The organism is Kribbella sp. NPDC006257 (assembly GCF_040613535.1).
Lineage (GTDB): Bacteria > Actinomycetota > Actinomycetes > Propionibacteriales > Kribbellaceae > Kribbella.
Genome location: NZ_JBEXSJ010000051.1, coordinates 23,805 through 45,271, shown reverse-complemented (window position 1 = coordinate 45,271; position 21,467 = coordinate 23,805). Strand labels below are relative to the sequence as shown.

Annotated in this window: 22 protein-coding genes; 11 read left to right on the top strand and 11 right to left on the bottom strand. The window is 66.6% G+C overall.

Features of this window, described 5'->3' with window-relative positions:
* The first annotated feature begins 135 nt into the window (after positions 1–135).
* A complete protein-coding gene (locus ABZ004_RS37635; protein WP_355686649.1) occupies positions 136–1,281 on the top strand; it encodes a superoxide dismutase in 1,146 nt (381 codons plus the stop codon).
* On the opposite strand, the gene ABZ004_RS37630 is transcribed toward ABZ004_RS37635, so the two are convergent.
* Together ABZ004_RS37630 and ABZ004_RS37625 are read right to left on the bottom strand one after the other, a co-directional pair.
* Entirely contained in the window at positions 1,282–1,575 is a 294-nt protein-coding gene (locus ABZ004_RS37630) for an HU family DNA-binding protein (RefSeq protein ID WP_355686647.1), read from the bottom strand.
* Between the two features lie 137 nt (positions 1,576–1,712).
* Positions 1,713–2,492: a phytanoyl-CoA dioxygenase family protein gene (locus tag ABZ004_RS37625; RefSeq protein ID WP_355686645.1), complete on the bottom strand. Its 780-nt coding sequence runs from the start codon at positions 2,490–2,492 to the stop codon at positions 1,713–1,715.
* 72 nt (positions 2,493–2,564) lie between these two features.
* Between ABZ004_RS37625 and ABZ004_RS37620 the strand changes: the two genes are divergently transcribed.
* From ABZ004_RS37620 to ABZ004_RS37600, 5 genes are all read left to right on the top strand, one after another.
* Positions 2,565–3,365, top strand: a complete 801-nt coding sequence (locus ABZ004_RS37620) for an AraC family transcriptional regulator (protein ID WP_355686644.1) — start codon at positions 2,565–2,567, stop codon at positions 3,363–3,365.
* Positions 3,366–3,459: 94 nt separating this feature from the next.
* Positions 3,460–4,476, top strand: a complete 1,017-nt coding sequence (locus ABZ004_RS37615) for an LCP family protein (protein ID WP_355686642.1) — start codon at positions 3,460–3,462, stop codon at positions 4,474–4,476.
* Positions 4,473–5,273 carry a YndJ family protein gene (locus tag ABZ004_RS37610; protein ID WP_355686640.1) on the top strand — a complete coding sequence of 267 codons (801 nt, stop codon included), beginning with the start codon at positions 4,473–4,475 and terminating at the stop codon, positions 5,271–5,273. The genes ABZ004_RS37615 and ABZ004_RS37610 overlap by 4 nt, the downstream gene beginning before the upstream one ends.
* Positions 5,270–5,791, top strand: a complete 522-nt coding sequence (locus tag ABZ004_RS37605; protein ID WP_355686638.1) for a DUF1990 domain-containing protein — start codon at positions 5,270–5,272, stop codon at positions 5,789–5,791. Before ABZ004_RS37610 ends, ABZ004_RS37605 begins: the two co-directional genes overlap by 4 nt.
* A 67-nt stretch (positions 5,792–5,858) precedes the next feature.
* Positions 5,859–6,323 (top strand): GNAT family N-acetyltransferase, encoded by a 465-nt coding sequence (locus ABZ004_RS37600; RefSeq protein ID WP_355686636.1) that lies wholly within the window; start codon positions 5,859–5,861, stop codon positions 6,321–6,323.
* A 48-nt stretch (positions 6,324–6,371) separates the two neighbouring features.
* Here ABZ004_RS37600 and ABZ004_RS37595 read toward each other — a convergent pair whose 3' ends face one another.
* The 6 genes from ABZ004_RS37595 to ABZ004_RS37570 all read right to left on the bottom strand — a co-directional run bounded on the left by ABZ004_RS37595 (position 6,372) and on the right by ABZ004_RS37570 (position 13,153).
* On the bottom strand, positions 6,372–7,388 hold the full coding sequence (locus ABZ004_RS37595) for a BadF/BadG/BcrA/BcrD ATPase family protein (protein ID WP_355686635.1): 1,017 nt from the start codon (positions 7,386–7,388) through the stop codon (positions 6,372–6,374).
* Entirely contained in the window at positions 7,385–8,638 is a 1,254-nt protein-coding gene (locus tag ABZ004_RS37590; protein ID WP_355686633.1) for a 6-phospho-beta-glucosidase, read from the bottom strand. Before ABZ004_RS37590 ends, ABZ004_RS37595 begins: the two co-directional genes overlap by 4 nt.
* Positions 8,635–9,543 carry a carbohydrate ABC transporter permease gene (locus ABZ004_RS37585; RefSeq protein WP_355686632.1) on the bottom strand — a complete coding sequence of 303 codons (909 nt, stop codon included), beginning with the start codon at positions 9,541–9,543 and terminating at the stop codon, positions 8,635–8,637. Before ABZ004_RS37585 ends, ABZ004_RS37590 begins: the two co-directional genes overlap by 4 nt.
* A 13-nt stretch (positions 9,544–9,556) precedes the next feature.
* A complete protein-coding gene (locus ABZ004_RS37580) occupies positions 9,557–10,534 on the bottom strand; it encodes a sugar ABC transporter permease (RefSeq protein ID WP_355686630.1) in 978 nt (325 codons plus the stop codon).
* Positions 10,534–11,862, bottom strand: a complete 1,329-nt coding sequence (locus tag ABZ004_RS37575) for an ABC transporter substrate-binding protein (RefSeq protein WP_355686628.1) — start codon at positions 11,860–11,862, stop codon at positions 10,534–10,536. The genes ABZ004_RS37580 and ABZ004_RS37575 overlap by 1 nt, the downstream gene beginning before the upstream one ends.
* Before the next feature lie 91 nt (positions 11,863–11,953).
* On the bottom strand, positions 11,954–13,153 hold the full coding sequence (locus ABZ004_RS37570; protein WP_355686627.1) for an ROK family transcriptional regulator: 1,200 nt from the start codon (positions 13,151–13,153) through the stop codon (positions 11,954–11,956).
* Positions 13,154–13,319: 166 nt separating this feature from the next.
* Between ABZ004_RS37570 and ABZ004_RS37565 the strand changes: the two genes are divergently transcribed.
* Both ABZ004_RS37565 and ABZ004_RS37560 read left to right on the top strand, forming a co-directional pair.
* On the top strand, positions 13,320–14,990 hold the full coding sequence (locus ABZ004_RS37565; RefSeq protein ID WP_355686662.1) for an ABC transporter ATP-binding protein: 1,671 nt from the start codon (positions 13,320–13,322) through the stop codon (positions 14,988–14,990).
* Positions 14,987–16,747, top strand: a complete 1,761-nt coding sequence (locus ABZ004_RS37560) for an ABC transporter ATP-binding protein (protein ID WP_355686625.1) — start codon at positions 14,987–14,989, stop codon at positions 16,745–16,747. The genes ABZ004_RS37565 and ABZ004_RS37560 overlap by 4 nt, the downstream gene beginning before the upstream one ends.
* On the opposite strand, the gene ABZ004_RS37555 is transcribed toward ABZ004_RS37560, so the two are convergent.
* Entirely contained in the window at positions 16,732–17,115 is a 384-nt protein-coding gene (locus ABZ004_RS37555) for a hypothetical protein (protein ID WP_355686623.1), read from the bottom strand. The genes ABZ004_RS37560 and ABZ004_RS37555 overlap by 16 nt on opposite strands.
* Positions 17,115–17,783: a uracil-DNA glycosylase gene (locus ABZ004_RS37550; RefSeq protein ID WP_355686660.1), complete on the bottom strand. Its 669-nt coding sequence runs from the start codon at positions 17,781–17,783 to the stop codon at positions 17,115–17,117. Before ABZ004_RS37550 ends, ABZ004_RS37555 begins: the two co-directional genes overlap by 1 nt.
* A gap of 804 nt (positions 17,784–18,587) precedes the next feature.
* Here ABZ004_RS37550 and ABZ004_RS37545 point away from each other — a divergent pair.
* Both ABZ004_RS37545 and ABZ004_RS37540 read left to right on the top strand, forming a co-directional pair.
* Positions 18,588–18,803 carry a hypothetical protein gene (locus tag ABZ004_RS37545; RefSeq protein WP_355686622.1) on the top strand — a complete coding sequence of 72 codons (216 nt, stop codon included), beginning with the start codon at positions 18,588–18,590 and terminating at the stop codon, positions 18,801–18,803.
* 134 nt (positions 18,804–18,937) lie between these two features.
* On the top strand, positions 18,938–19,468 hold the full coding sequence (locus tag ABZ004_RS37540) for a hypothetical protein (RefSeq protein WP_355686620.1): 531 nt from the start codon (positions 18,938–18,940) through the stop codon (positions 19,466–19,468).
* Positions 19,469–19,737: 269 nt separating this feature from the next.
* Here the strand turns inward: ABZ004_RS37540 and ABZ004_RS37535 are convergent, their stop codons facing one another.
* Positions 19,738–20,700, bottom strand: coding sequence for a hypothetical protein (locus ABZ004_RS37535; protein WP_355686619.1), 963 nt, complete (start codon positions 20,698–20,700; stop codon positions 19,738–19,740).
* Between the two features lie 303 nt (positions 20,701–21,003).
* Between ABZ004_RS37535 and ABZ004_RS37530 the strand changes: the two genes are divergently transcribed.
* Positions 21,004–21,459 carry a GNAT family N-acetyltransferase gene (locus ABZ004_RS37530; protein WP_355686617.1) on the top strand — a complete coding sequence of 152 codons (456 nt, stop codon included), beginning with the start codon at positions 21,004–21,006 and terminating at the stop codon, positions 21,457–21,459.
* Positions 21,460–21,467 lie beyond the last annotated feature (8 nt).

Below are 21,467 nucleotides of genomic sequence, written 5' to 3'. Positions count from 1 at the left end.
CGGACGGAGCGCGCCGTTCTCGTTATCCACAACCGCTGAACCGTTCAGGTCCCCCGCCCGTTGTCCTACGTTGAAAGCACAACGAAGCCGCTGAGCCGGCTGCCGCGGGCTCAGGCAACCTGGAGGTCCCCCGCCATGCCTCGCCCGCTGAACCAAAGATCGCCGTACCAAAGGTCGCAGTACCAAAGAACCGGCCGCACCCTCGCCCTGCTCGGAGTCTCCACGCTGCTCCTCGGCAGCCTCACCGCCTCCGCCCTCACCGCCGCCACGGCCGCCCCCGCACCAACGTCCGCAGCGCCAACGTCCGCAGCGACGACGTCCGCAGCGCCGACGATCGCGACACCGGCCGCCCGCCCGATGACCGTCTCCGGCCACCACGACGACATGAACTGCGACCCCATCCGCTTCGGCACCACAAGCACAGCGAACCCCGCAGCCACCAGCACAGCGCACACGGCAGCGGTCTTCCCCACCCACATCGATCTCCCGGCCAACTTCCAGCCCGAAGGCATCGCGATCAAAGGCACCACCGCGTACTTCGGATCGCGCCTCGACGGCGACATCTACGCGGCCGATCTCCGCACCGGCAAAGGCCGCGTCATCACCCAAGGCCCCGGCACACCTTCACTAGGCCTCAAGATCGACAACCACGGCCGCCTCTTCGTCTCCGGCGGCTCCGGCGGCGACGGCCGGGTGATCGACACCAGAACCGGCAAGCTGCTCGCCAGCTACAAGTTCACGACCGACACATCAACCTTCGTCAACGACGTCATCCTGACCAAGAACGCCGCCTGGTTCACCGATTCGCGCCAACCCGTCCTCTACAAGCTCTCCAGCCGAGGCAAGGTCACCACACTCCCGCTCAGCGGCGACTACGTCCACGACCCCGTCAACCTGAACGCGAACGGCATCTCGCTCACCCCCGATGGCCGTGCCCTGATCATCGTCCAGTCGTCCACAGGCTTCCTGTTCCGGGTCGACCCGCGAACCGGCGTGGCCCGCAAGGTAGACCTCGGCGGCGCAGTGATGACGGCCGGCGACGGTCTCCTGCGCAGCAACGACACCCTGTACGTCGTTCAGAACCGGCTGAACAAGATCGCCGTTCTCGACCTGACCCGCGACGGGCGCAGCGGCCGGCTGGTCCGCGAGATCACCAGCGCCGACTTCGACGTACCGACGACCGCGGCCTTCTTCGGCAACAGGATCTACCTGCCGAACGCCCGCTTCACGACGCCGCCGACGCCCACCACGCCGTACTGGGCGACGGCAGTCCGGCGTTAGTCAGTTGATCGTGCGGAGGTTGCCGCGGGCGGCGGCCTTCAGGCGGCTTCCGCACGAGAGGCGGACGGAGTAGGCGGCCGGGATCGAGAGCGGCTCGCCGGTCTGCGGGTTCCGGCCGGTGCGCGGCGCGCGCAGCACCCGCTCGATGCTCAGCAGACCGGTCAGCGAGACCTTGTCCCCCTTGTGCACGGCCTCGGTGACGACGTCGCCGAGCGCGTCGAGGACCTTCTCGGCCTGGTTGCGCGGGATGCCCGCCTTGCCCGCCACACCGGCGACCAGCTCGTTGCGATTCACGGCTCTCCTCAGGATTCGAGACCCCCGCAGCGGCACACGTACGCCGCTCCGGCCGGTCGCGAAAACCTTAACCGAAATGAATGTCGTTAGCGAGAGGAGTCCGGAATCCGGTCGAAATCCGCCGCCGCGACGCCAGATCAGAGCCCGTCCTGGTCGTGCCAATCCGACTGCCACCGCGCATCCACAGCATCATCGGCCCGCTGATACCGAATGTCCGTCGACAGCCGGACGCCCGCCGAGACGTTGTCCAGCGCCGCATGAATCGTGTGCGCCGTATGGACCACGACATCCCCGGCCGCATAGTCCGCAACCAGCCAGCGCGCGTCGTACTCTGCCGCCAAAGCCGGCAGATCAGCCGTGATCGAGGCCGCCGGCCGCTGCGACTGCCGGTCCTCCCGCAACACCCGGTGATGGCTCCCTTCGAGGTAGGTCAACCCGCCCAGAGCCACCGGACAATCACCCAGCGGGATCCACGCCGACAGCACCTGATCGGTCCCTTCGCGCAGATAGACCAGGTCGTAGTGCGCCTGCGTCGCCGTCCCGACCCCGTTCTCGCCCGGCCGCGTCTGCCGGATGATCTTCCGCCGATGCAGAAACGCCTCCCCGCCCAGGAACCACTCGAACCACCCCCGCAACCCAGCACAGAACGCCGCGTACTCCGCCCCCGGCACGATCTCCCCGAACAACACCTTCCGAAACGCAGCCCGATCCTCCACCGCCGGAATCCGCGCGAAGTAGTACTCCCGAAACGCCCGTACGTCGTCCGCCGCCAGCAACCCTCGCAGGAACAGATACCCGTCCCGCGTCAACCGAGCCCGTAACGCATCCCGATCCCCGAACTCCTCCTCCGGTACTGCGGCAAGCCACCCCAAGCGCCCAGGAGATTCATCCAGCACATACCCGTTAGAAGTCGGCATACCCCAGATCCCATCAGCCCTCGCCGCGAAGCTGAATGGACTAGAGCAACCATTTCTTGGACTCTTGTCACCATGACCGACTGGTCGACCTACCTGACCCCAAGCACTGTCCATCGGCAACTTGGACTCTTCTGCCTCGGAGCCGGCGAGCAGCGAACAGCCGCCGCCAACGAACGCGCCCTCGGCTGCCACGCCGTCGTCTTCCTCCGCCACGGCACCGGTCACCTCCTCCACGGCCCCGGCCGCACCCTCCACGAGGTGACCGCACCCGCGCTCCTCTGGCTCTTCCCCGGCGTCCTGCACGGCTACCGTCCCGCCACCGCGTGGGACCAGGCCTGGGCCCTCTTCGGCGGCCCGGCGACCGATGCCCTCACCACCCTCGGCCAGCTGGACCAGACCAGTCCCGTACGCCGGTACGCCGACCCGCGGCCGCTCGAGCGCGCCTTCACCCGGCTGCTCCGGATCGCCCGCGCGCCTACCCCCGAAGTACCGGCTGCCGGTGCCCTGTTCGACCTGATCGCCACGGCGACCGCAACCGGCGAGGACGGCATCACCGACCAGCTCAAGCAGCTCGCCCGCCGACCCGCCTCGATCCAGACCTACGCCGCGGAACTCAACCTCTCCGTCAGAGAACTCCGGGAGGCCGTCCGGCGAGCGACCGGATCGACACCGCAGGAGGTGGTCCTGACGGCTCGGCTGAACGAGGCGAAGACGTTGCTGGCCGAGTCGGATCTCCCGATCGCGACGATCGCGCGGCAGGTCGGGTACGACGACCCGGCGTACTTCAGCAGGCTGTTCAGCGCCCGCGTCGGGCAGTCACCACGCGAGTTCCGCCGGATTGGTTCGATCGCAGGCCCGAATTCATCCCTTTGACCGAGGCCGGCCCGGTCCACGGTCTGAAAGTATCGGGGCGGAACCCTCCGCCGGGGTGACGCGGAGCGTGCGGCGTTCCCGATACGGTCGAGGCATGAGTCAACAACAGCCCCTCGACCAGCGCTACCCCGGTTTGCCCGTTCACACGAAGCGGCGCAACTGGTTCGGCCGGCTCATCGGACTGATCGTTCTGTTGTTCATCCTGATGCTGATCTGCGTGCCGTTGTACGCGTGGAGCCGGATCGACAAGGTCGACGCGTTCCCGGCCGGCAAGCGCCCGGCGGAGACCTCCGGTACGACGTACCTGATGGTCGGATCCGACAGCCGGGAAGGGCTGAGCACGGCCGAGAAGAAGAAGCTCGGCACCGGCAGCACCGGAGGTCAGCGGACCGACTCGATCATGCTGATGCACGTACCCGAGTCCGGCCCGACGGTGCTGATCAGCGTGCCGCGCGACAGCTACCTGCCGATTCCGGGACACGGCAAGGACAAGATCAACGCCGCGTTCTCATTCAAGGACGGCGGTCCGAAGCTGCTGATCCAGGCTCTGGAGAACTACTCCGGCTTGCGCATCGACCACTACGTCGAGGTCGGCTTCGGCGGCTTCGCCTCGATCATCGACAGCGTCGGCGGCGTGCAGATGTGCTTGCCCAAGGCAATGAAGGACCCGCTGGCCCACATCAACCTGCTGAAGGGCTGCCAGCAACTCGACGGCACCAAGGCGCTCGGCTACGTGCGATCCCGGCACGTCGACGCGTCCGGGGACCTCGCCCGGGTGGAACGGCAGCGCGAGATGATCGGTGCCGTGGCGAAGAAGGCGGTCACCTGGAAGACGGTCATCAACCCGGTCCGGTACTACAACGTCGCCACCTCCGGCGCCGATGCGCTCACCGTGGACAAGCAGATGGGCCCGTTCGATCTGTTCAAGTTCGCCCGCGGAATGAAGGCGGTCTCGAGCGGTGGCAACGGCATCACGCTGACCTTGCCGGTCGCCAAGGCCAACTACCGGACTCCCGGTGGCGCCTCCGCAGTCCTCCTGGACGACGTGAAGTGTCGCGCTCTCTTCAAGGCGCTCAAGGAAGACAAGACCACAGGTCTGAAGGCCGCTTGACCGTCCTGATCCATCTGGTCGTGAGCCTGGGCATGCTCGTCATCGTGCCGCTCGGGCTCACCCTGATTCCCGGTACGACGACCGTCCGCCGCTGGTGGGCGGTCGTCGCCGTACCCGGCGCGGTGTCGCTCTGGCTCCCCCGCGGCCCGCTCTCGATCACCCTGGCGTCGATCTACCTCGCCGGAACGCTCACCCTCGTAGCACACGCAGCCGCAGACTTCAGCAAGCGAAGGACCTTACGAGCAAGAGAGATCGCGCTCTACACCGCTTTGGCGACACCCTGCATCGCAGCACTAGCGCTAGTAGCCGAGCGCGCGTCGTACGAGCTGTTCGGCTTCAAGCTGACAGTCCTTTCCCTGACCGTCGCCCACTTCCACTTCGCCGGCTTCACCGCAGCGCTGATAGCAAGTCTCGTAGCTGGCCCAGGGCGAGCAGCGACGGCAGCGGCAATCAGCGTGCCGTTGGGAACCGGCATCGTGTTGCTCGGCTTCTTCCTGGGTGACCCGGTCGAGCTCGCAGGCGCCGTAGTACTGACAGTCGGCATGTGGCTGGTGGGCTGGGCCCTCTGGCGCAGGTCCCGAGACACGGATCGCCTGACCGCAGTACTGCTCACCATCTCTGCCGCTGTGCTGGTGGTCACGATGCTGCTGGCGGTGAGTTGGGCGTTGGGGCATGTGGTGTCGACGCCCTACCTGCCGTTGGAGTGGATGGTTGCCACACATGGTGTTGCGAACGCGGTTGGGTTTGGGCTCTGTGGGTTACTGGCCTGGCGACGACTGAAAGTGGGTGAGGGATGAAGCTGGCGGATCTGAGTGGGCTGAGGTTCAACTACGACGTGGTGGGCTCGACGCGTGACGAGGCGACGCCGGTCGGGTATCACCGGATGGAGCTGACGGAGCCGATCGGCCACGGCGACGAGGTGTTTCGCCGGGCGGCGGAGGCGTTGATGAGCTGGAAGATGCACAGCGCCGCCGGCGTACGGATCAAGGCGACCGACAGCCCGGCAGTGATCGGCACGAACTCACTCGGCCGACTCGGCATCGGATCGCTCGGTCTACCGATCCCGTGCCGCGTGGTGTGGACAGTGGACGAGCCGGACCGCGTCGGCTTCGGCTACGGCACCCTGACCGGGCATCCCGAGGCAGGTGAGGAGTCGTTCCTGATCACCCGCGAGGGCGACGAGGTGTTCTTCACCCTGCGCGCCTACAGCCGCCCAGCAACCTGGTACACCCAGCTCGGCGGACCACTAGGCCGCCGAGCCCAAGCCTTCTTCGCCCACCGCTACGCCACCACACTCAAACGCCTCGCGCGGTAGTGGACTGGGGAAACAGCCGGGAATTGGATCTGTAGGAGATCACCGGCCGGCCACCAGACTGACAGGCATGCCATCTGTCGAAGTCCGGTCAGCCACGCCCGAAGACATTCCCCAGCTCGTCGACGCCTATCAGTGGTTGTTCGCGCCACCCGGCACCACTCCGCAGGACTGGGACCCGAAGACCGCCACCGACCGCATCGCCCGCACCATCGAGGGCCAAGGCAGCAACCTCCTGGTGGCCGTCGACGGCGACGAGGTGGTTGGCTTCTGCTCGATGTATCTCGACCTCGTGTCGATCCGGTTCGGCCAGCGCTGCTGGGTCGAGGACCTCGCCGTCGACCCCGGCCGCAGGTCAGCAGGCTCCGGCGCCGCTCTCCTCAAGGCCGCCTGGCAATGGGCGGCAGCGAACGGCGCCTCGCACCTGGAGCTCGACTCCGGCATGGCACGCGTCGACGCACACCGCTTCTACGACCGGCACCAGCCCGCCACCCACTCGATCACCTTCGGCTGGAACAAAGCGCCACAGCAGTAGGGCGGTCCCGCACGGATCGGGACCGCCCTGGCTCAGGACCCGCCTGGCTCAGGCTGCCGATGGTGGCGCGAAAGCCGCCCGCAGTTGCGCGTGCGCGGTAGGAGCCGCCTTCGTGCGATCGAGCCCTAGCAGCGCAGCGCCGACGACAGGCGGTACGTCGACCACGTGCGGCACCGCCTTCGGAGCAGCGGCCGACAGCAGTCGCACGACCTGTTCCATCAACAGCGGGTGCCCAGCAGTCAGTACGCCGCCGCCCAGCACCACGTCCGTCGGCTCATCCAGCAGGTCGAGGCGCCGCATCGCCACGACAGCCATAGCGACCACCTCTTCCGCCTGGTGCCGAACCACTTCCGCCGCGACCGCGTCTCCACCGGCAGCAACCTGGAAGAGAATGGGCGTCGCCTCCAACCGACGGACGAAGGGGATGTCTCCAAGGTGCACTGCTTCGATCAACGCAGTCATCGACCCGACGCCGTAGTGCGCAGGCAAGGCAGTCGTCAGCGCAGTAGCAGGTCCACGACCGTCATCAGCTCGCGCCGCAGCCCAGAACGCTTCGTCCGCCAATTGCTGCCCGCCACCCCAGTCCCCAGAGATCTTGCCGACCGCCGGAAACCTCGCAGTACGACCATCAGGCAGCAGACCAGCGCAGTTGATCCCTGCACCGCACACAACAGCCACGCCCCGAGGCTCATCAACCCCGGAACGCAGCAGAGCGAACGTGTCGTTCGTGACGTACACAGACTCGGCCCAGCCGAACTGTTCAAACGCTGCTGTGATCCGCTCTTCCTCGATCGGCAGATCCGCGTTCGCCATACAAGCAGAGATCTGCTGCACCAACGGCACCTCGCCAATGATCAACCCTGCTTCAAGAGCCGCCGCAGCGACCAGCGGAGCAAGGGCCTCGACAGCAGCGAACGCGCCGACGACGTGCGGCTCGAAGCCACCACCCCGCGCAGTACCGAGCACTCGCCCGTCCGCGGACACCAGGGCCACGTCGGTCTTGCTGTTGCCGGCGTCGAAGGCGAGCACACCTCCCGGCACCTGCACCCCACTCGTCATCGTCATGCCCACGGAAGGTACTCGCGGTTGTGCGCGAGCAGCTTGTCGGTCAAGGCGTTCGCATACTCGATCTGCCCGACGAGTGGATGCGCCAGCAGTGCGTTGAACACCCTCTCCGCACCACCCTTCAACGCAGCGTCCAGAGCTAGATTCTCGTACGCCGTGACGTTGGCCACCAGCCCCGCGTACAACGGTTCGAGGGGCGAGATCGGCAGCGGCGTCGTACCGGCAGCACCGACTGTTGCCGGCACCTCGATCACCGCGTCGTCCGGGAGGAACGGCAGCGCCCCGTTGTTCAGGGTGTTGACGACCTGGACGTCACCGGTGTCGTTCAGCAGCGATGACGCGAGTGCTACCGCCGCCTCCGAGTAGTAGGCGCCACCGCGCTGCTCCAGCAACGCAGGCTTCTCGTCCAGCGTCGGATCGGCGTACAGGTCGAGCAGCTCCTGCTCGATCTTCGCCACCTCGGCAGCACGCGACGGCTTGGTGAGCAGCTCGCGGACCACCTCGTCGTGCGCGTAGTAGTAACGCAGGTAGTACGACGGGACGACGCCGAGCTGCAGCAACAGCTCACGCGGCAGGTGCAGGTCGTCGGCCAGCTCCTGGCCGTGTGCGGCGAGCAGCTTCGGCAGCACGTTCTCGCCGTTCACCGTGACGGCGCGTTCCCAGGTGAGGTGGTTCAGCCCGATGTGGTCGAGCGCGACCTCCTCCGGCGTGACGCCGAGGAACTTGGCGAACCGGCGCTGGAACCCGATCGCCACGTTGCACAGGCCGACGGCCTTGTGCCCCTCGGTCAGCAACGCGCGGGTGACGATCCCGACCGGATTGGTGAAGTCGATGATCCACGCGTCCGGGTTGGTCCTGCGGACCCGCTCGGCGATGTCCAGTACGACGGGAACCGTGCGCAGCGCCTTGGCCAGGCCGCCCGCGCCGGTCGTCTCCTGACCGACGCAACCGCAGTCGAGCGGCCAGGTCTCGTCCTGGTTCCGCGCGGCCTGCCCGCCGACTCTGAGCTGCAGGAGAACGGCGTCCGCGCCTTCGATCCCCTCGTCCAGGTTGGACGTGGTGACGACCCGGCCCGGGTGCCCCTGCTTGGCGAAGATGCGTTGCGCGAGCCCACCGACCAGGTCGAGCCGGTCCTTGGCCGGATCGACCAGGACCAGTTCGGTGACCGGGAGCGAGTCGCGCAACCGGGCGAACCCGTCGATGAGTTCAGGCGTATAGGTGGATCCGCCACCGACGACTGTGAGTTTCAACCTTTGACCCCTGTGAGTGTGACGCCTTCGATGAAGGCCTTTTGGGCGAAGAAGAACAGGATGATCACCGGCGCCATCACCAGCAGGGTCGCTGCCATGGTGAGGTTCCAGTTGGTGTGGTGGGCGCCCTTGAAGGACTCCAGGCCGTAGCTGAGGGTCCAGGCGGCCGGATTCTCGCTGGCGTAGATCTGTGGTCCGAAGTAGTCGTTCCAACAATAGAAGAACTGGAACAACGCGACCGCCGCGATGGCCGGCTTCGCCATCGGCAGGATGACCCGGACGAGCGCCTTGAAGTCGCTGCAGCCGTCCACCTTGGCAGCGTCGACGTACTCCTTCGGGATGGTCAGCAGGAACTGGCGGAGCAGGAAGATCGAGAATGCGTCGGTGAACGCCATCGGGATGATCAGCGGCCACAACGTCCCGGCCAGGTGCAGCTGCTTGGCCCAGAACAGGTACATCGGCACGATCACGACCTGGGGCGGCAGCATCATCGTGGAGATCACCAGCAGCATGGCGAAGTTACGTCCGCGGAACTTGAAGCGCGCGAGCGCATAGGCGACCGGGATGCTGGAGAGCAAGGTCAACGCGGTGCCCAACCCGGCGTACAGAAGGGTGTTCTTCCACCAGGTGAGGAAGCCTGGCGTCTCCCAGACGGTCCGCAGGTTCTCCCAGTGCCAGCTGTCCGGCCAGAGGTTCCTGGTCAGCGCCTGCTGGTCGCTCATCAGCGCGGTCAGGAAGACGAACACGAACGGCAACACGAAGAACAACGCCGCCGCGATCGCCAGCGAGTGGACGGCGACCCAGTTCAGGAACCTCGTACGCCGTACCGCGCGCCCCGCCGCGGTCAGGCCCGGCGGAGTCGTGATCGGCAGATCCAGTTCACGATCGATCAGTAAGTTGCTCATGGCAAGCAGTCCCTCAGTCGTCCGTGGCCAGGAAGCCACTGCCGCGGCGCATCAGGAACGCCGTGAACACCATCGCCAGCGCGAACAGCACCAGCGCGATCACACAGGCACCACCGGTGTCGAACCGCTGGAACCCCAAGTGGTACACGAGTTGCGGCAGGGTCAGCGTCGACTTGTCCGGATACCCCGGCTCGAACTGTTGCCCCGAGCCACCGATCACACCGCTTGCCACCTTTCCGGCGATCAGCGGCTGGGTGTAGTACTGCATGGTCTGGATCACGCCGGTGATCACCGCGAACAGCACGATCGGCTGGATGTTCGGCATGGTGACGAAGCGGAACCGCTGCCACCAGCCGGCACCGTCGAGCGAGGCGGCTTCGTACTGCTCCTGCGGTACGTCGAGCAGCGAGGCCATGAAGATCACCATCAGGTCGCCGATTCCCCACAGAGCCAGGAGAGTCAGCGCCGGCTTCGACCACTGCGGGTCGTTGAACCAGCCCGGCTGTGGCAGCCCGAGCGAGCCGAGGATGTTGTTCACTGGCCCGGTGCCCGGGTTGAGCAGGAACGCGAACGCCATCGTCGCGGCCACCGGCGGCGCCAGGTAGGGCAGGTAGAAGGCGGTCCGGAAGAATCCGGCGCCAGTCTTCACCTTGGTGATCAGCAGGCCGATGCCGAGTCCGAAAAGGACTCGCAGCGTCACCATCACGATGACCAGCCAGAGCGTGTTACGCAGCGCCGGCCAGAAGAACGGGTAGTCGGTGAAGACGTAGGTCCAGTTCTTCAGCCCGACCCAGGTGGGCGCCGTGAACCCGTCGTACTTCATGAAGCTGAAGTAGACCGTCGAGATCAGCGGGTAGAGGAAGAAGACGCCGACGCCGATCAGCCAGGGTGAGAGGAAGGCGAGATTCCGCAGGCGTTCGCCGCGGCGTTTCCGCCGCAGGCCCTCGCTGGGCCTGAGCCTGCGGCTCGGTGCGATCGTGGTAGCTGTCATCACTTGGCCTGCGCGATGTCCTTGTCGACCTGCGCGTCCGTCTTGGCCAGGCCTGCCGCAAGGTCGGTCTCCTTGCCGGACTCGAAGGCGTAGGCGAAGTCCTGCAGGGTGAGCTGGTAGGCGCCGCCGTTCGAGCTGGCCGGCGTCGTGCTGCTCTTCGGGTGCTGGGCGATCTCGAGGAACGTCTTGAAGTTCTCGTCCGCGGTGAGCTTGGGCGACTTCAGCGCGTCGAGCGTGGACGGCACGTTGTGGATCGCGTTCGCGAAGCTGACCACCGCGTCGGTGTCGGTCGTCATGAACTTGGTGAGCTCCCAGGCAGCGTTCTGCTTCTGGCTGGTGTTCGCGATGCCGATGATCGTGCCGGACAGGTAGCCCTTGCCGTAGGTGTCGGCCTGGTCGTCGGGGACCGGGAAGGGCGCGACGCCGATGTCGAACTTGACGCCGGCTTCCTTGGCCATCCCGAGCCGCCACTCGCCGTCGATCGCCATCGCGACCTGGCCGGTGTGGAACGGGTTCTTGGCGCCGAACTCGTCGCCGAAGGTGGCCCGGTACTTCTCCAGCTTGGCGAAGCCGCCGAGCTCCTTGACCAGGTTGCCCTGCCACTTCAGCATGCTCGCGAAGGCTGGGTCGGCGGCCAGGTTCGACTTGCCCTCGGCGGTGAAGTAGGTCGGGTTCCACTGCGCCGCGAAGTGCGTGGTGGTCGACTCGAAGCCGTGGAAGTTCGGCATGAAGCCGAGCTGCGAGAAGCTGTCGCCCTTGACCTTGGTGAGCTTCTTCGCGGCCGCGTCGAACTCGGACAGGGTCTTCGGCGGGGCGGCGATCCCGGCCGCCTTGAACGCGTCCTTGTTGTAGTACAGGCCGTACGCATCGTTCAGCAGCGGCAGTGTGCAGCGGGTGCCCTGGAACTGGGTGTAGTCCTGCAGCGGCTTCGGGAACGTCTTGTCCAGGTCGATGCCGGACTTATCCAGAAAGGGCTTGAGGTCCGCGAATACATGCGACGCGCAGAACGTTCCGACGTTGTCGGTGGTGAACGAGGAGACCACGTCGGGCGAGTTCGGGCCGCCGACGCGCAGCGCCTGCTTGATCTTGTCGTCGGCGATGTTGCCGACCACCTTGACCTTGATGTTCGGGAACTTCGCCTCGAACGCCTTCACGTTGGCGTCGATGGCGGCCACCTCGCTCGGCGCGCTCCAGCCGTGCCAGAAGGTGATCGTGGTCTCCTTGGTGGCGTCGTCGCTGGCCTTCGGCGCGGCCGACGTACCGGTGCAGGCGGTACTGAGCAGCGCGATCGCCGCGGCGGCGAGGACGGCTCGGTGAACTCGGGGCATTCCGTGTCTCCTGATCTGGCGTGCATGAGGGTGTGCGGATCCACCGGCGCAAGGGCGTCCTTGTCCGTAGCGGGTGGGTTTCTGTGGCGGTCTAGTCGGTACTGCCCCCGCTCGTCGATCCGGCAGTGTCGAAGACTGCGTCGCGGGTAGTGGCCAGGGCGGACTGCAGGGCCCCGGCGAGAACGGGATCGGTGTGGATGGCGGTCATGAGCAGCCGGGGTCGCGGCACTGCGAGCTCGGCGAGTTCGTCCTGGACCAGGCCGCGCAGCCGCTCGCCGCCGGCCGTGATGACGCCGCCGGAGAGCACGATCAGCTCCGGGTCGACCACGGCGACGATCGCGGCCAGACCGACGGCGAGGCGATGCGCGAACTCGTTCAGCAAGGTGTCGCCGGGCCCGGGGATCTGCAGCGCGCCGGCGATCGCGGCTTCCGGCGTACGGGCCTTGAGGCCAAGTGAGCGGGCCAGGTCGAGGACCGGCTCGCCACCGGCGAGTTCCTGGAAACCACCGGCGTTGTTGCGGCCGACGTTGCGGACGAGCGGCGTACCGGGCAGTGGCAGGAAGGCGACCTCGCCGGCGCCGCCGGTCGCACCGCGGAGCAGCCGGCCGCCGATCACGATCGCGGCCCCGATGCCTTCCTCGCCCCAGAGCAGGACGAAGTTGTCGCTGTCCCGGGCGTGCCCGACCTGCCGCTCGGCGACGGCGGCGAGGTTCACGTCATTCTCGACCTCGAGCGGTACTGCGATGGCTTCGGCGAGCTCGTCGAGCAGGTGCGGCGCGTGCCAGCCGGGGAGGTGGGTCGCATACCTGAGGCGGCCGGTGGTCGGGTCGAAACCACCGGGGGTGCCGATGGAGACGCGGTGCAGGCGGTCCTTGCTCAGCCCGGCTTCGCCGAGGGCGCCGTCGATCGTCTTGACCACCCGCTCGACCGTGCCCTTCGCGCTCCGGCCGGGAGTCGGCAGCTCGAAGGTGCCGACGACCTTGCCGGTGAGGTCCGCGACGGCGGCCCGGAAGCGGGCCGGGGTGACGTCGAGGCCGGCGACGTACGCGAAGCCGCCGTTGATCTCGTAGAGCTGGGCGTTGGGGCCGGGGCGGCCGCCGCTGGTGCCGCTGGCGCGGACGAGGCCGGCGCTCTCCAGCCGCGCGAGGAGCTGGGAGGCGGTCGGCTTGGAGAGTCCGGTGAGATTTCCGAGGGTGGTGCGGGACAGCGGGCCCTCGGTGAGCAGTAGGTCGAGGGCGGAGCGATCGTTCATCGCGCGGAGCAGACGGGGCGTGCCCGGGGTGCTTGCCACGACCCTGCCTCCCTCGCTCCCGAACTGTTAGGAAACTTTCCTATTAACGCGAGACCGTACGGAGATATCCCGGCACTGTCAATCGATGAGCAGGTCACGGTTGGGCGACCTGGTCAGCAAGTTAGGATGCCCTAACTTAACTTTGTGAGGGGTTTGTTCTGTGGCGATGTCGTCGGGGCAGGTCTTGCGCCGAGCTGTCCGGCGGCACCGTGGCCGACTGGCTCTTGGTGTCTTCTGGCTGTCGCTCCATCAGGCGACGGAGGCAGCCGTTCCGGTGGCGATCGGGGTCTTCGTCGACCAAGCTGTCTCGACCGGTGAGCTGAAGCCGCTGCTGTGGTGCGTACTGATGCTCTTCGCCCTCTTCGCCGTTCTCTCGAACGCCTGGAAGACGGGTGCTCGCCAGGTAGTCCGAGCGATCGAGTACGAGACCCACCTGCTTCGCCTGGAGATCACCAAGCGCGTCCTGGATCCCCGCGGTCACCAGACCGGCATGAAGGCCGGCGAACTGCTCTCCATTGCCACCTCCGACGCCGAGAAGGCCTCCCTCGTACTACGTGCCGTCTCACTCGGCTTCGCCGGCACTACTGCGCTTGCCGTGTCCTCGGTAGCGCTCCTGCTGGTCGACGTACCGCTAGGGCTCGGTGTTGTCATCGGCGTGCCGCTGCTGGTGCTGGGGATCCAGTCGCTCTCACCACTGCTCACTAGGCGGACGTCATCGCAACAGGCGGCCGTAGCTTCCTCCACTGCGCTCGCCACCGACTTGGTGAGCGGCCTACGGACTCTGCGGGGCATCGGTGCTCAGCACAACGCGGCTGAGCGATACCGGCGGTCTAGTCAGGCGACGTTGAAGGCGACACTGCGAGCTGCGAACACCAATGGTCTGCAGGACGGCGTCACTACAGCCGCTGGTGGTCTACTGCTCGCAGCGGTGGCCGGTGTTGCAGGGTGGTTCGCCCTGAACGGCCGGATCACCATCGGCGAGTTCATCACGGTCGTCGGCCTCGCACAGTTCGTTGCTGAACCAGTAGGGATCCTCGGGTACTGCGGGCAGCTGGCCGCGGTTGCTCGGGCGTCCGCTGGGCGACTGGCCGACGTACTGGGCTCTCCTGCGCTGATCCCTACTGGTACCGGTGTTGTGCTGGATCCTTCTCAGCCGTTGCTAGCACTGGAGAAGGTGAGCTACAGGTCGCTCGCTGACTTCAGCTTGTCTCTTGAAGCAGGCGAGTCGCTGGGTGTGCTCTGCTACGACCCGCGCGACGCTGACTCACTACTGGCGATCCTTGCCGGCCGTGCTCTTCCTACGTCGGGCCGAGTTGTTGTCGGTGGTACTCCTGTCGAGGAGCTCGACATAGATCTCGTACGCCGGTCGCTGCTGGTCGAGCAGCACGACACGGACCTCTTCGAGGGGACACTTCGGACGAACCTTCTTGCTGGGCGCTCGGCGACAGACTCTTCGTTGGAGGCTGCGGTCTCTGCCGCTGCTGCGTCTGATGTGGTCGCAGAGGGTCTTGACTCACCCGTGGCCGATCGCGGTCGGACCCTTTCCGGTGGACAACGCCAGCGACTCGGACTCGCTCGTGCACTGCTGGCCGAACCGCCTGTGCTGGTGCTGCACGATCCCAGTACCGCGGTTGACGCGGTCACCGAGGAGAGCTTGGCCTCCGGCTTGGTCGAGGCTCGCGCTGGCTTGGCGACGCTGATGCTGACGAGCAGCCCTGCCTTGCTGGGAAGGATGCACCGGATCCTGGTTGTCTCGGAGGGAACCGTGACCACCAACGGCCGGCACGCAGAACTAGCCAACAACGATCCCGCCTACCAGGAAGCAGTACTCCGATGAGTTCGTCCGAACTGCTTCCTGTTGCGGGGTCGAAGGCGACCTGGACTGTGCTGTGGAAGGAGATCCGGCGACTTCCGGGGTTGTCTGTTGTTGCTGCGGTCGTGATCACCTTGGCCAGTGCGGCAGGGCTGGTGGCACCGTGGGCACTTGGTGTGCTCGTGGACGACATCTCCGACGGCGCTTCGCAAGATTCCGTAGTACGGGTTGTCATCTTGATCGGTGGTGCCGCTGTCTTGTCCGGGGCGCTCACTGCTGTGGGTGTGACGCTAGTGGCGAGGGTTGGCGAGACGGTGCTCGCGCGGTTGCGGGAGCAGGTGATGGATCGCGTTCTGCAACTACCTGCGCCTGTTTTGGACAAGGTACGAACGGGCGACCTGCTGTCTCGTGTCGGTGATGACGTGTCGGCTGTAGCTGCTGCACTGACCGAGGTCGGTCCCGTGCTGTTGTCTGCATCGTTGACGATTGTGCTGACGGCTGCGGGGATGTTCGCGTTGGACTGGCGACTTGGGTTGGCCGGGATGTTGGCAGTACCGATGTACTTGCTGGCGTTGCGTTGGTACCTGCCGCGCTCGGCACCGTTCTACAGTCGCGAGCGGGTGGCGATGGGCGAACGGTCGGAGACGATCATCGCCTCATTGCGTGGCTCTGCGACTGTGCGGGCTTACCAGTTGGAGGATGCGCAACTGGAGCAGATCCGCGATCGCTCGGCGACGGCACGCGACCTTTCCCTGCAGGTGTTCAAGATCTTCAGCTTCTTCTCGTCGCGGATCAACCATGCCGAGCTGACCGGGCTCTGCGCGATCCTCGTCGCGGGGTTCTTCCTGGTTCGCGGCGGCGCGGTGACGGTCGGTGCGACGACTGCGGCTGCGCTGTACTTCCACAGGTTGTTCAACCCGATCGGGTCGCTGCTGATGCAGTTCGACCAGGTGCAGACTGCCGCTGCCGGGTTGGCGCGACTAGTCGGCGTACTGGAGCTTCCGTCACTCGAGGAACCACCTCCTGGTCCCGGCCCTGCCGACGCGTCGCTGGAACTAGTTGCTGTGAGCCACTCTTACGACGGACCGATCGTGGTCGACAGCGTGAACCTACGGCTGGAGCCAGGCGAGCGGGTTGCTCTAGTCGGCGCCAGCGGGGCTGGGAAGACGACGCTGGCTGCTATCGCGGCCGGCGTACTGGTGCCGACTGCCGGAAAGGTTCTGCTGGGTGGTGTGGACATCCAGGAGCTTGGTGAGTCGCGTACACGAGCGCAGGTTGCGCTGCTCAGCCAGGAGATCCATGTGTTCTCGGGGCCACTGGTTGACGACGTACGACTTGCTAGGACTTCTGCGACTGTTGATGAAGTCGAGGCAGCGTTGTCGAAGGTTGGTGCACTCGCTTGGGTCCGAGCGCTACCAGAGGGCCTGGACACCGCGGTCGGTGAGAACGGCCATCAACTGACCGGCGCCCAGTCACAGCAGGTCGCGCTGGCCCGCCTCGTGCTCGCGGACCCGGCGGTCGCAGTACTGGACGAAGCCACCGCAGAAGCAGGCAGCTCCGGCGCCCGAGACCTAGAACGAGCCAGTGCCGCCGCCACCGAAGGCCGCACGACCCTCATCGTCGCCCACCGCCTCACCCAAGCCGAGCAAGCCGACCGCATCATCGTCCTGGACCACGGCCGCATCGTAGAGTCCGGCACCCACACCGACCTGCTAGCCGCCAACACCCGCTACGCCCACCTCTGGCACAGCTGGACCGGCACCCCTCAACCAGCCCGGTAACGCCGCCGCCCCAGGACGACAACCAACAAGCCATAGGCGACCCCAAGTGCGGCGGAGATAGCAACACTCAGCCAAGCATCCAAGGACATCGGCAAAAGCAGGTACGCGAAGATTCCGGCGAACGAGGCCGCGGCGAGTCCGAGAAGTACGGGATGGCGCTGCTGCCAAGCCCAGCTTCGCCCGTCATGCAAACCTTTCGGCTGGACGGCGATGGCGACCAAGATCGGGCACAGGATGAGAGCCCACAGGGCGTTCCGCACACTGGGCTCGACGATCAGGCGGACGGCAAACAACACCGCTGCCACGGCGGCGAAGGTCCGCCGTACTCGTCCCGGGGGTTGGGACAGCTTCACCACCGACTTGCGCACTAAGGGAGTCGCCAGTCGACTGGGGTGCCGCCTTGTTCGATCAGCAACGCGTTCACTCGACTGAACGGGCGTGAGCCGAAGAAGCCGCGGTCAGCTGACATCGGACTCGGGTGTGCGCTCTCGACGTACGGCGTACTGCCGAGCATCGGCTTGAGCGTCTGCGCGTCCCTCCCCCACAGCAGCGCCACCAGCGGCCCACCACGCTTCACCAACGCGTGAATCGCCTGCTCAGTAACGGCTTCCCAACCCTTGCCCCGATGCGATCCGGACTTCCCCGGCTGCACCGTGAGCACCCTGTTCAGCATCAACACACCCTGCTCGGCCCACGGCGTCAGGTCACCGTTGGACGGCGCCGGCACGCCCAGATCCGCCATCAACTCTTTGTAGATGTTCGCCAGGCTGCGCGGAATCGGCCGCACATCGGGCGCCACTGAGAAGCTCAAACCCACCGGATGCCCCGGCGTCGGATAGGGATCCTGCCCCACCACCAGCACCTTCACCTGCTCCAACGGCTGCTTGAAGGCCCGCAACACATTCTCGCCCGCCGGTAGATACGGCCGCCCGGCCGCGATCTCCGCCCGCAGGAACTCCCCCATCTTCGCCACAGTGTCCTGAACCGGCTCCAACGCCTCAGCCCAGTCCGCAGCCACCAGATCACCCAACGCCATAGGACTCACCCGCCAACCTTCCCACCCACCCCGCCCGCAACGCCAACCGCTGCCCCTTACCGTGCTGTGCAACCGGCAGAGGAGGCGTTGACGTGGCGAGCGAGGTTGTCGAAGAGTGGTTGCGGGACTGGTGCGAGGCGGAGTTGGGAGCTGTGCCGGTCAAGCAGCTGATGGCGGCTTCAGTGATGTCGGACGTGACGGCTCTGCGACTGACGGACGGCCGGGAGGTCGTGGTCAAGCGCCGGCCCGATCCGACCGGGCGAGCGACTACCTGTCTGGCCGTGCAAGCGACTGTCGCTGCGGCGGGACTGCCGTGCGCCCGGCTGCTCACCGAAGTCAAGGCAGTGGACGGCTTCGCAGTACACGCTGAGGAGTGGCTACCGGGCGGGGAGAGCGAGCGCGCCACCGACGGTGCTGCGGCTGAGCGATCGGCACGCTTGTACGCCGCTGTCACCCGGGTAACCAGTCGGCTGAAGCTCCCGCCGCCGCTGCCCAATCCGGAGTGGGTCCGGTGGGATCACGACGGTCCTGGCTACTGGCCGCCGAACGCGTTGCATGACCGTCGGCCAGGAGCGGACTCGTTGCCGGGCGACCTGGTCACCATCGCTGGCCGAGCAAGGAAGCGCCTGCTGGCTTCAACGCTGCAGCACGTGCTCGGGCACGCCGACTGGGAGGCGCAGAATCTCCGCTGGAACGGTTCCCAACCTCACGTCGTACACGACTGGGACAGCATCGCCTGGCTACCGGAAGCCGCCCTGGCCGGCGCCGCATCCGGAGCCTTCGCCAGCAACGAGACGCCGACCCTTGCCCCCCCTCGCCAGCTCCGAGGCGTTCCTCGACGCCTACCAGCACGAACGCGGCACCGCCTTCACCACCGACGAGCTAGAGATCGCCTGGGCAGCCAGCCTCTGGCCCGCCCTGCACAACGCCCGCGCCGAGATCCTCTGGAACCACCCACCCACCGCCCTAACCGCCCTCCTCAACCAGGCCGAGGCCCGCCTACAACGCGCCGCAGCCTGACCGTCCAGTCGTGTTCGCGTGTTGCTCGTCTGGCGGCTTGGTCGTGGCTGGTAGAAAAGTCGGCGGCCCCACAAGGTATGAGCTTGTGGGGCCTTGTCGTGGCCTGGGCTTGACTGGGATGTAATCATGATTACATGAGTACACAGCAAGAGGGTGAGCGAGTGAGGGGTTGGCTGACCGGCCGGCTCCCCTCGGACTGGTTCGACGGCGAACCAGAGGTGAGTATCGACCGCGACGAGATCCTCGTGGTCGGCAAGATTCCGGCTCCACAGCAGAACGGCGAGGTCAGCGCGGCTGAGCGCTCCGCCGCCGAGGAGGGCCGGATCAAGCAGTTCCGGGAGGACACCCGGGAGAAGCGGATCGAGATCGCCCGCGAACTCGAGCACGCGACCCGCAAGAAGGTCGCCTGGGGCGTCCAGGCCGGCGAGACCCGCACGGTCTTCACGTCGCTGTCCGCACCGGTGATGACGCGGCTCCGGCAGCCCGAGCGCCAAGTGCTGGACACGCTCGTCGACGCCGGCGTGGCACGCTCCCGCAGCGACGCCCTCGGCTGGTGCGTCAAGCTCGTCGCCCAGCACAGCGAGAACTGGCTAGCCGAACTCCGCGACGCCATGACCAAGGTAGAAGACGTCCGCCGAGCCGGCCCCGACACCACCGAGAGCTAACAGCCAGCCCACGTACGACATACGCAAGCTCAGCACGCACTACGCGCACCGGCTCGCCCCGTACTGCGTACGCGCTCGGCCTGTACGCCGCACGCGGACTCGGCCGCCCACCGGCCTGACCCGCCATGCGCGGGGCCCGGCGTCCGGGCGTGAATGCGATGGGGAGCGCGCCCCGGAGTTGGGGACAGCGGGCTCGATTGGATTCGATCGAGCCCGCTGTCTGCCTCAGGCCGGGCGGTGGGAGGTGGCCCAGTCCGGCCCGGAGGGGTCTACCGGTTTTCGCCGCCACCGGGCCAGTTGCCGCCGGCACCGCTCGTGCCGTTGGAACCGGTGGTGCCATTGGAACCAGTTCCGTTGGACCAGCCGGCGGCGTGCTGGGCACCGTGGGCGGCCGGGTACGGCGCCTCGGCGCTGCCCTGCTCAGCCGGATAACCGGCCTGCCCCTGACCCGAGGCGTACCCACCCCGGCTCTGCGCCGGGTCATAGCCGCCCTGGTCATAGCCGGCCTGGTTCTGGGCATATGCCTGACCAGCCATGCCGTTCGAGGCAGCGCCATTGGCGTCAGCAGCAGCCTTCATTGCGGAACCGCGCTCGAAGAGAGTCTGCAGAGCCTGCGCCGCCAGCTCGCGGCCCCCGAGGCCGAAAGCGAGGCCGAGCGCCAGTGCGGCACCACCGAGCACGATCAGCAACGTATTGCCGGTGAGCTGAACAGCAATACCCAGCTGCGTCAGCGCAGCAAAAGCCGCGTACACCAGAATCGCGTACTTCCCGACCTTCGCCAGCGTCTCGTTCCCGGTGGCACCCCGAATGATCGCTGCCAGGAAATTCGCGAACAGCGCCGCCAGGCAGACGATCACAATGGCAGCGAAGATCCGCGGGATATAGCCGAGCATGTCGCTCATGAAGTTCGAGATCTCCGGTACGCCGAGCGCGGAGGCGAACATCGTGAAGCTGATCAGGAACACGAACCAGAACACAACCTGGCCGAGCATCGCCGAGGCCGTCAGCCCCGTACCGGAGCGCTGCAGGACGCCGGAGACCCCGGCGCGTTCCATCCATTGGTCGAAACCGACCCGGCCGAGCAGCTTCCCGACCAGCTTCCCGAGAACCCGCGCGACGATGTAGCCGATCACCAGGATGACCAGCCCGCCGAGCAGGTTCGGAATGAACCCGAGCAACTTGCTGAAGGCATCCTCGAACGGTTGGGTGAAGTCGATTGCCAGTGCGGACATCGGCCTTCCTCTCCGATTGGCCCGCGTCCGCCGCCACGCACCCGTCCGCGCGACTCCGGCTACGGGCGGATTGCAGTGGTGTCTGATCCTCTCGTTCCCGTCGCCGCACCCCGCAAACCCTGTTCAGTAACGCAATGTGATTGCTTAAGGCAAGAACAGTCACCACCACCCCGTACGCCGGTTCCCCGCCGCCCGCCCCGATCCCCTCGGCCCAACCCGTACGCCGGTTCCCCGGCGCCCGCCCGATCCCCTCGGCCCAACCCGTACGCCGGGGCCGCGGCGGCTCCTTGAGACGATGTCCCTATGACCGATGTCGTGATCCGCCGCGCCACCCTCGACGACGTCCCCTCGATCGTCGCCATGCTCGCCGACGACCCGCTCGGAGCGACCCGGGAGTCGCCCGCCGACCTCACGCCGTACCAGCGTGCCTTCGCCGCCATCGACGCCGATCCCAACCAGCTCCTGGTCGTTGCCGACCGCAACGACGAGGTGATCGGCACCCTCCAGCTCACCTTCATCCCCGGCCTGTCCCGCCAAGGCGCCACCAGAGCATTGGTCGAGGCAGTCCGGGTCGCGGAATCAGCCCGCAACACCGGCCTGGGCACCACCTTGATGGAGTGGTCGATCACCGAAGCCCGCGCCCGTGGCTGCCTGATGCTCCAGCTCACCTCGGACAAAACCCGCACCGACGCCCACCGCTTCTACACCGACCGCCTCAACTTCACCAACTCCCACGAAGGCTTCAAACTCGCCCTCTAGTGGAGACA

What these genes read in the sequence shown, in the direction of transcription:
- ABZ004_RS37620 (WP_355686644.1), top strand. Translation starts at nt 2,565, where the DNA reads ATGACCGACTGGTCGACCTACCTGACCCCAAGCACTGTCCATCGGCAA.
- ABZ004_RS37615 (WP_355686642.1), top strand. Translation starts at nt 3,460, where the DNA reads ATGAGTCAACAACAGCCCCTCGACCAGCGCTACCCCGGTTTGCCCGTT.
- ABZ004_RS37575 (WP_355686628.1), bottom strand. Translation starts at nt 11,862, where the DNA reads ATGCCCCGAGTTCACCGAGCCGTCCTCGCCGCCGCGGCGATCGCGCTG.
- ABZ004_RS37560 (WP_355686625.1), top strand. Translation starts at nt 14,987, where the DNA reads ATGAGTTCGTCCGAACTGCTTCCTGTTGCGGGGTCGAAGGCGACCTGG.
- ABZ004_RS37535 (WP_355686619.1), bottom strand. Translation starts at nt 20,700, where the DNA reads ATGTCCGCACTGGCAATCGACTTCACCCAACCGTTCGAGGATGCCTTC.
- ABZ004_RS37565 (WP_355686662.1), top strand. Translation starts at nt 13,320, where the DNA reads ATGTCGTCGGGGCAGGTCTTGCGCCGAGCTGTCCGGCGGCACCGTGGC.
- ABZ004_RS37600 (WP_355686636.1), top strand. Translation starts at nt 5,859, where the DNA reads ATGCCATCTGTCGAAGTCCGGTCAGCCACGCCCGAAGACATTCCCCAG.
- ABZ004_RS37635 (WP_355686649.1), top strand. Translation starts at nt 136, where the DNA reads ATGCCTCGCCCGCTGAACCAAAGATCGCCGTACCAAAGGTCGCAGTAC.
- ABZ004_RS37580 (WP_355686630.1), bottom strand. Translation starts at nt 10,534, where the DNA reads ATGACAGCTACCACGATCGCACCGAGCCGCAGGCTCAGGCCCAGCGAG.
- ABZ004_RS37550 (WP_355686660.1), bottom strand. Translation starts at nt 17,783, where the DNA reads ATGGCGTTGGGTGATCTGGTGGCTGCGGACTGGGCTGAGGCGTTGGAG.
- ABZ004_RS37605 (WP_355686638.1), top strand. Translation starts at nt 5,270, where the DNA reads ATGAAGCTGGCGGATCTGAGTGGGCTGAGGTTCAACTACGACGTGGTG.
- ABZ004_RS37530 (WP_355686617.1), top strand. Translation starts at nt 21,004, where the DNA reads ATGACCGATGTCGTGATCCGCCGCGCCACCCTCGACGACGTCCCCTCG.
- ABZ004_RS37595 (WP_355686635.1), bottom strand. Translation starts at nt 7,388, where the DNA reads ATGACGATGACGAGTGGGGTGCAGGTGCCGGGAGGTGTGCTCGCCTTC.
- ABZ004_RS37625 (WP_355686645.1), bottom strand. Translation starts at nt 2,492, where the DNA reads ATGCCGACTTCTAACGGGTATGTGCTGGATGAATCTCCTGGGCGCTTG.
- ABZ004_RS37540 (WP_355686620.1), top strand. Translation starts at nt 18,938, where the DNA reads ATGAGTACACAGCAAGAGGGTGAGCGAGTGAGGGGTTGGCTGACCGGC.
- ABZ004_RS37585 (WP_355686632.1), bottom strand. Translation starts at nt 9,543, where the DNA reads ATGAGCAACTTACTGATCGATCGTGAACTGGATCTGCCGATCACGACT.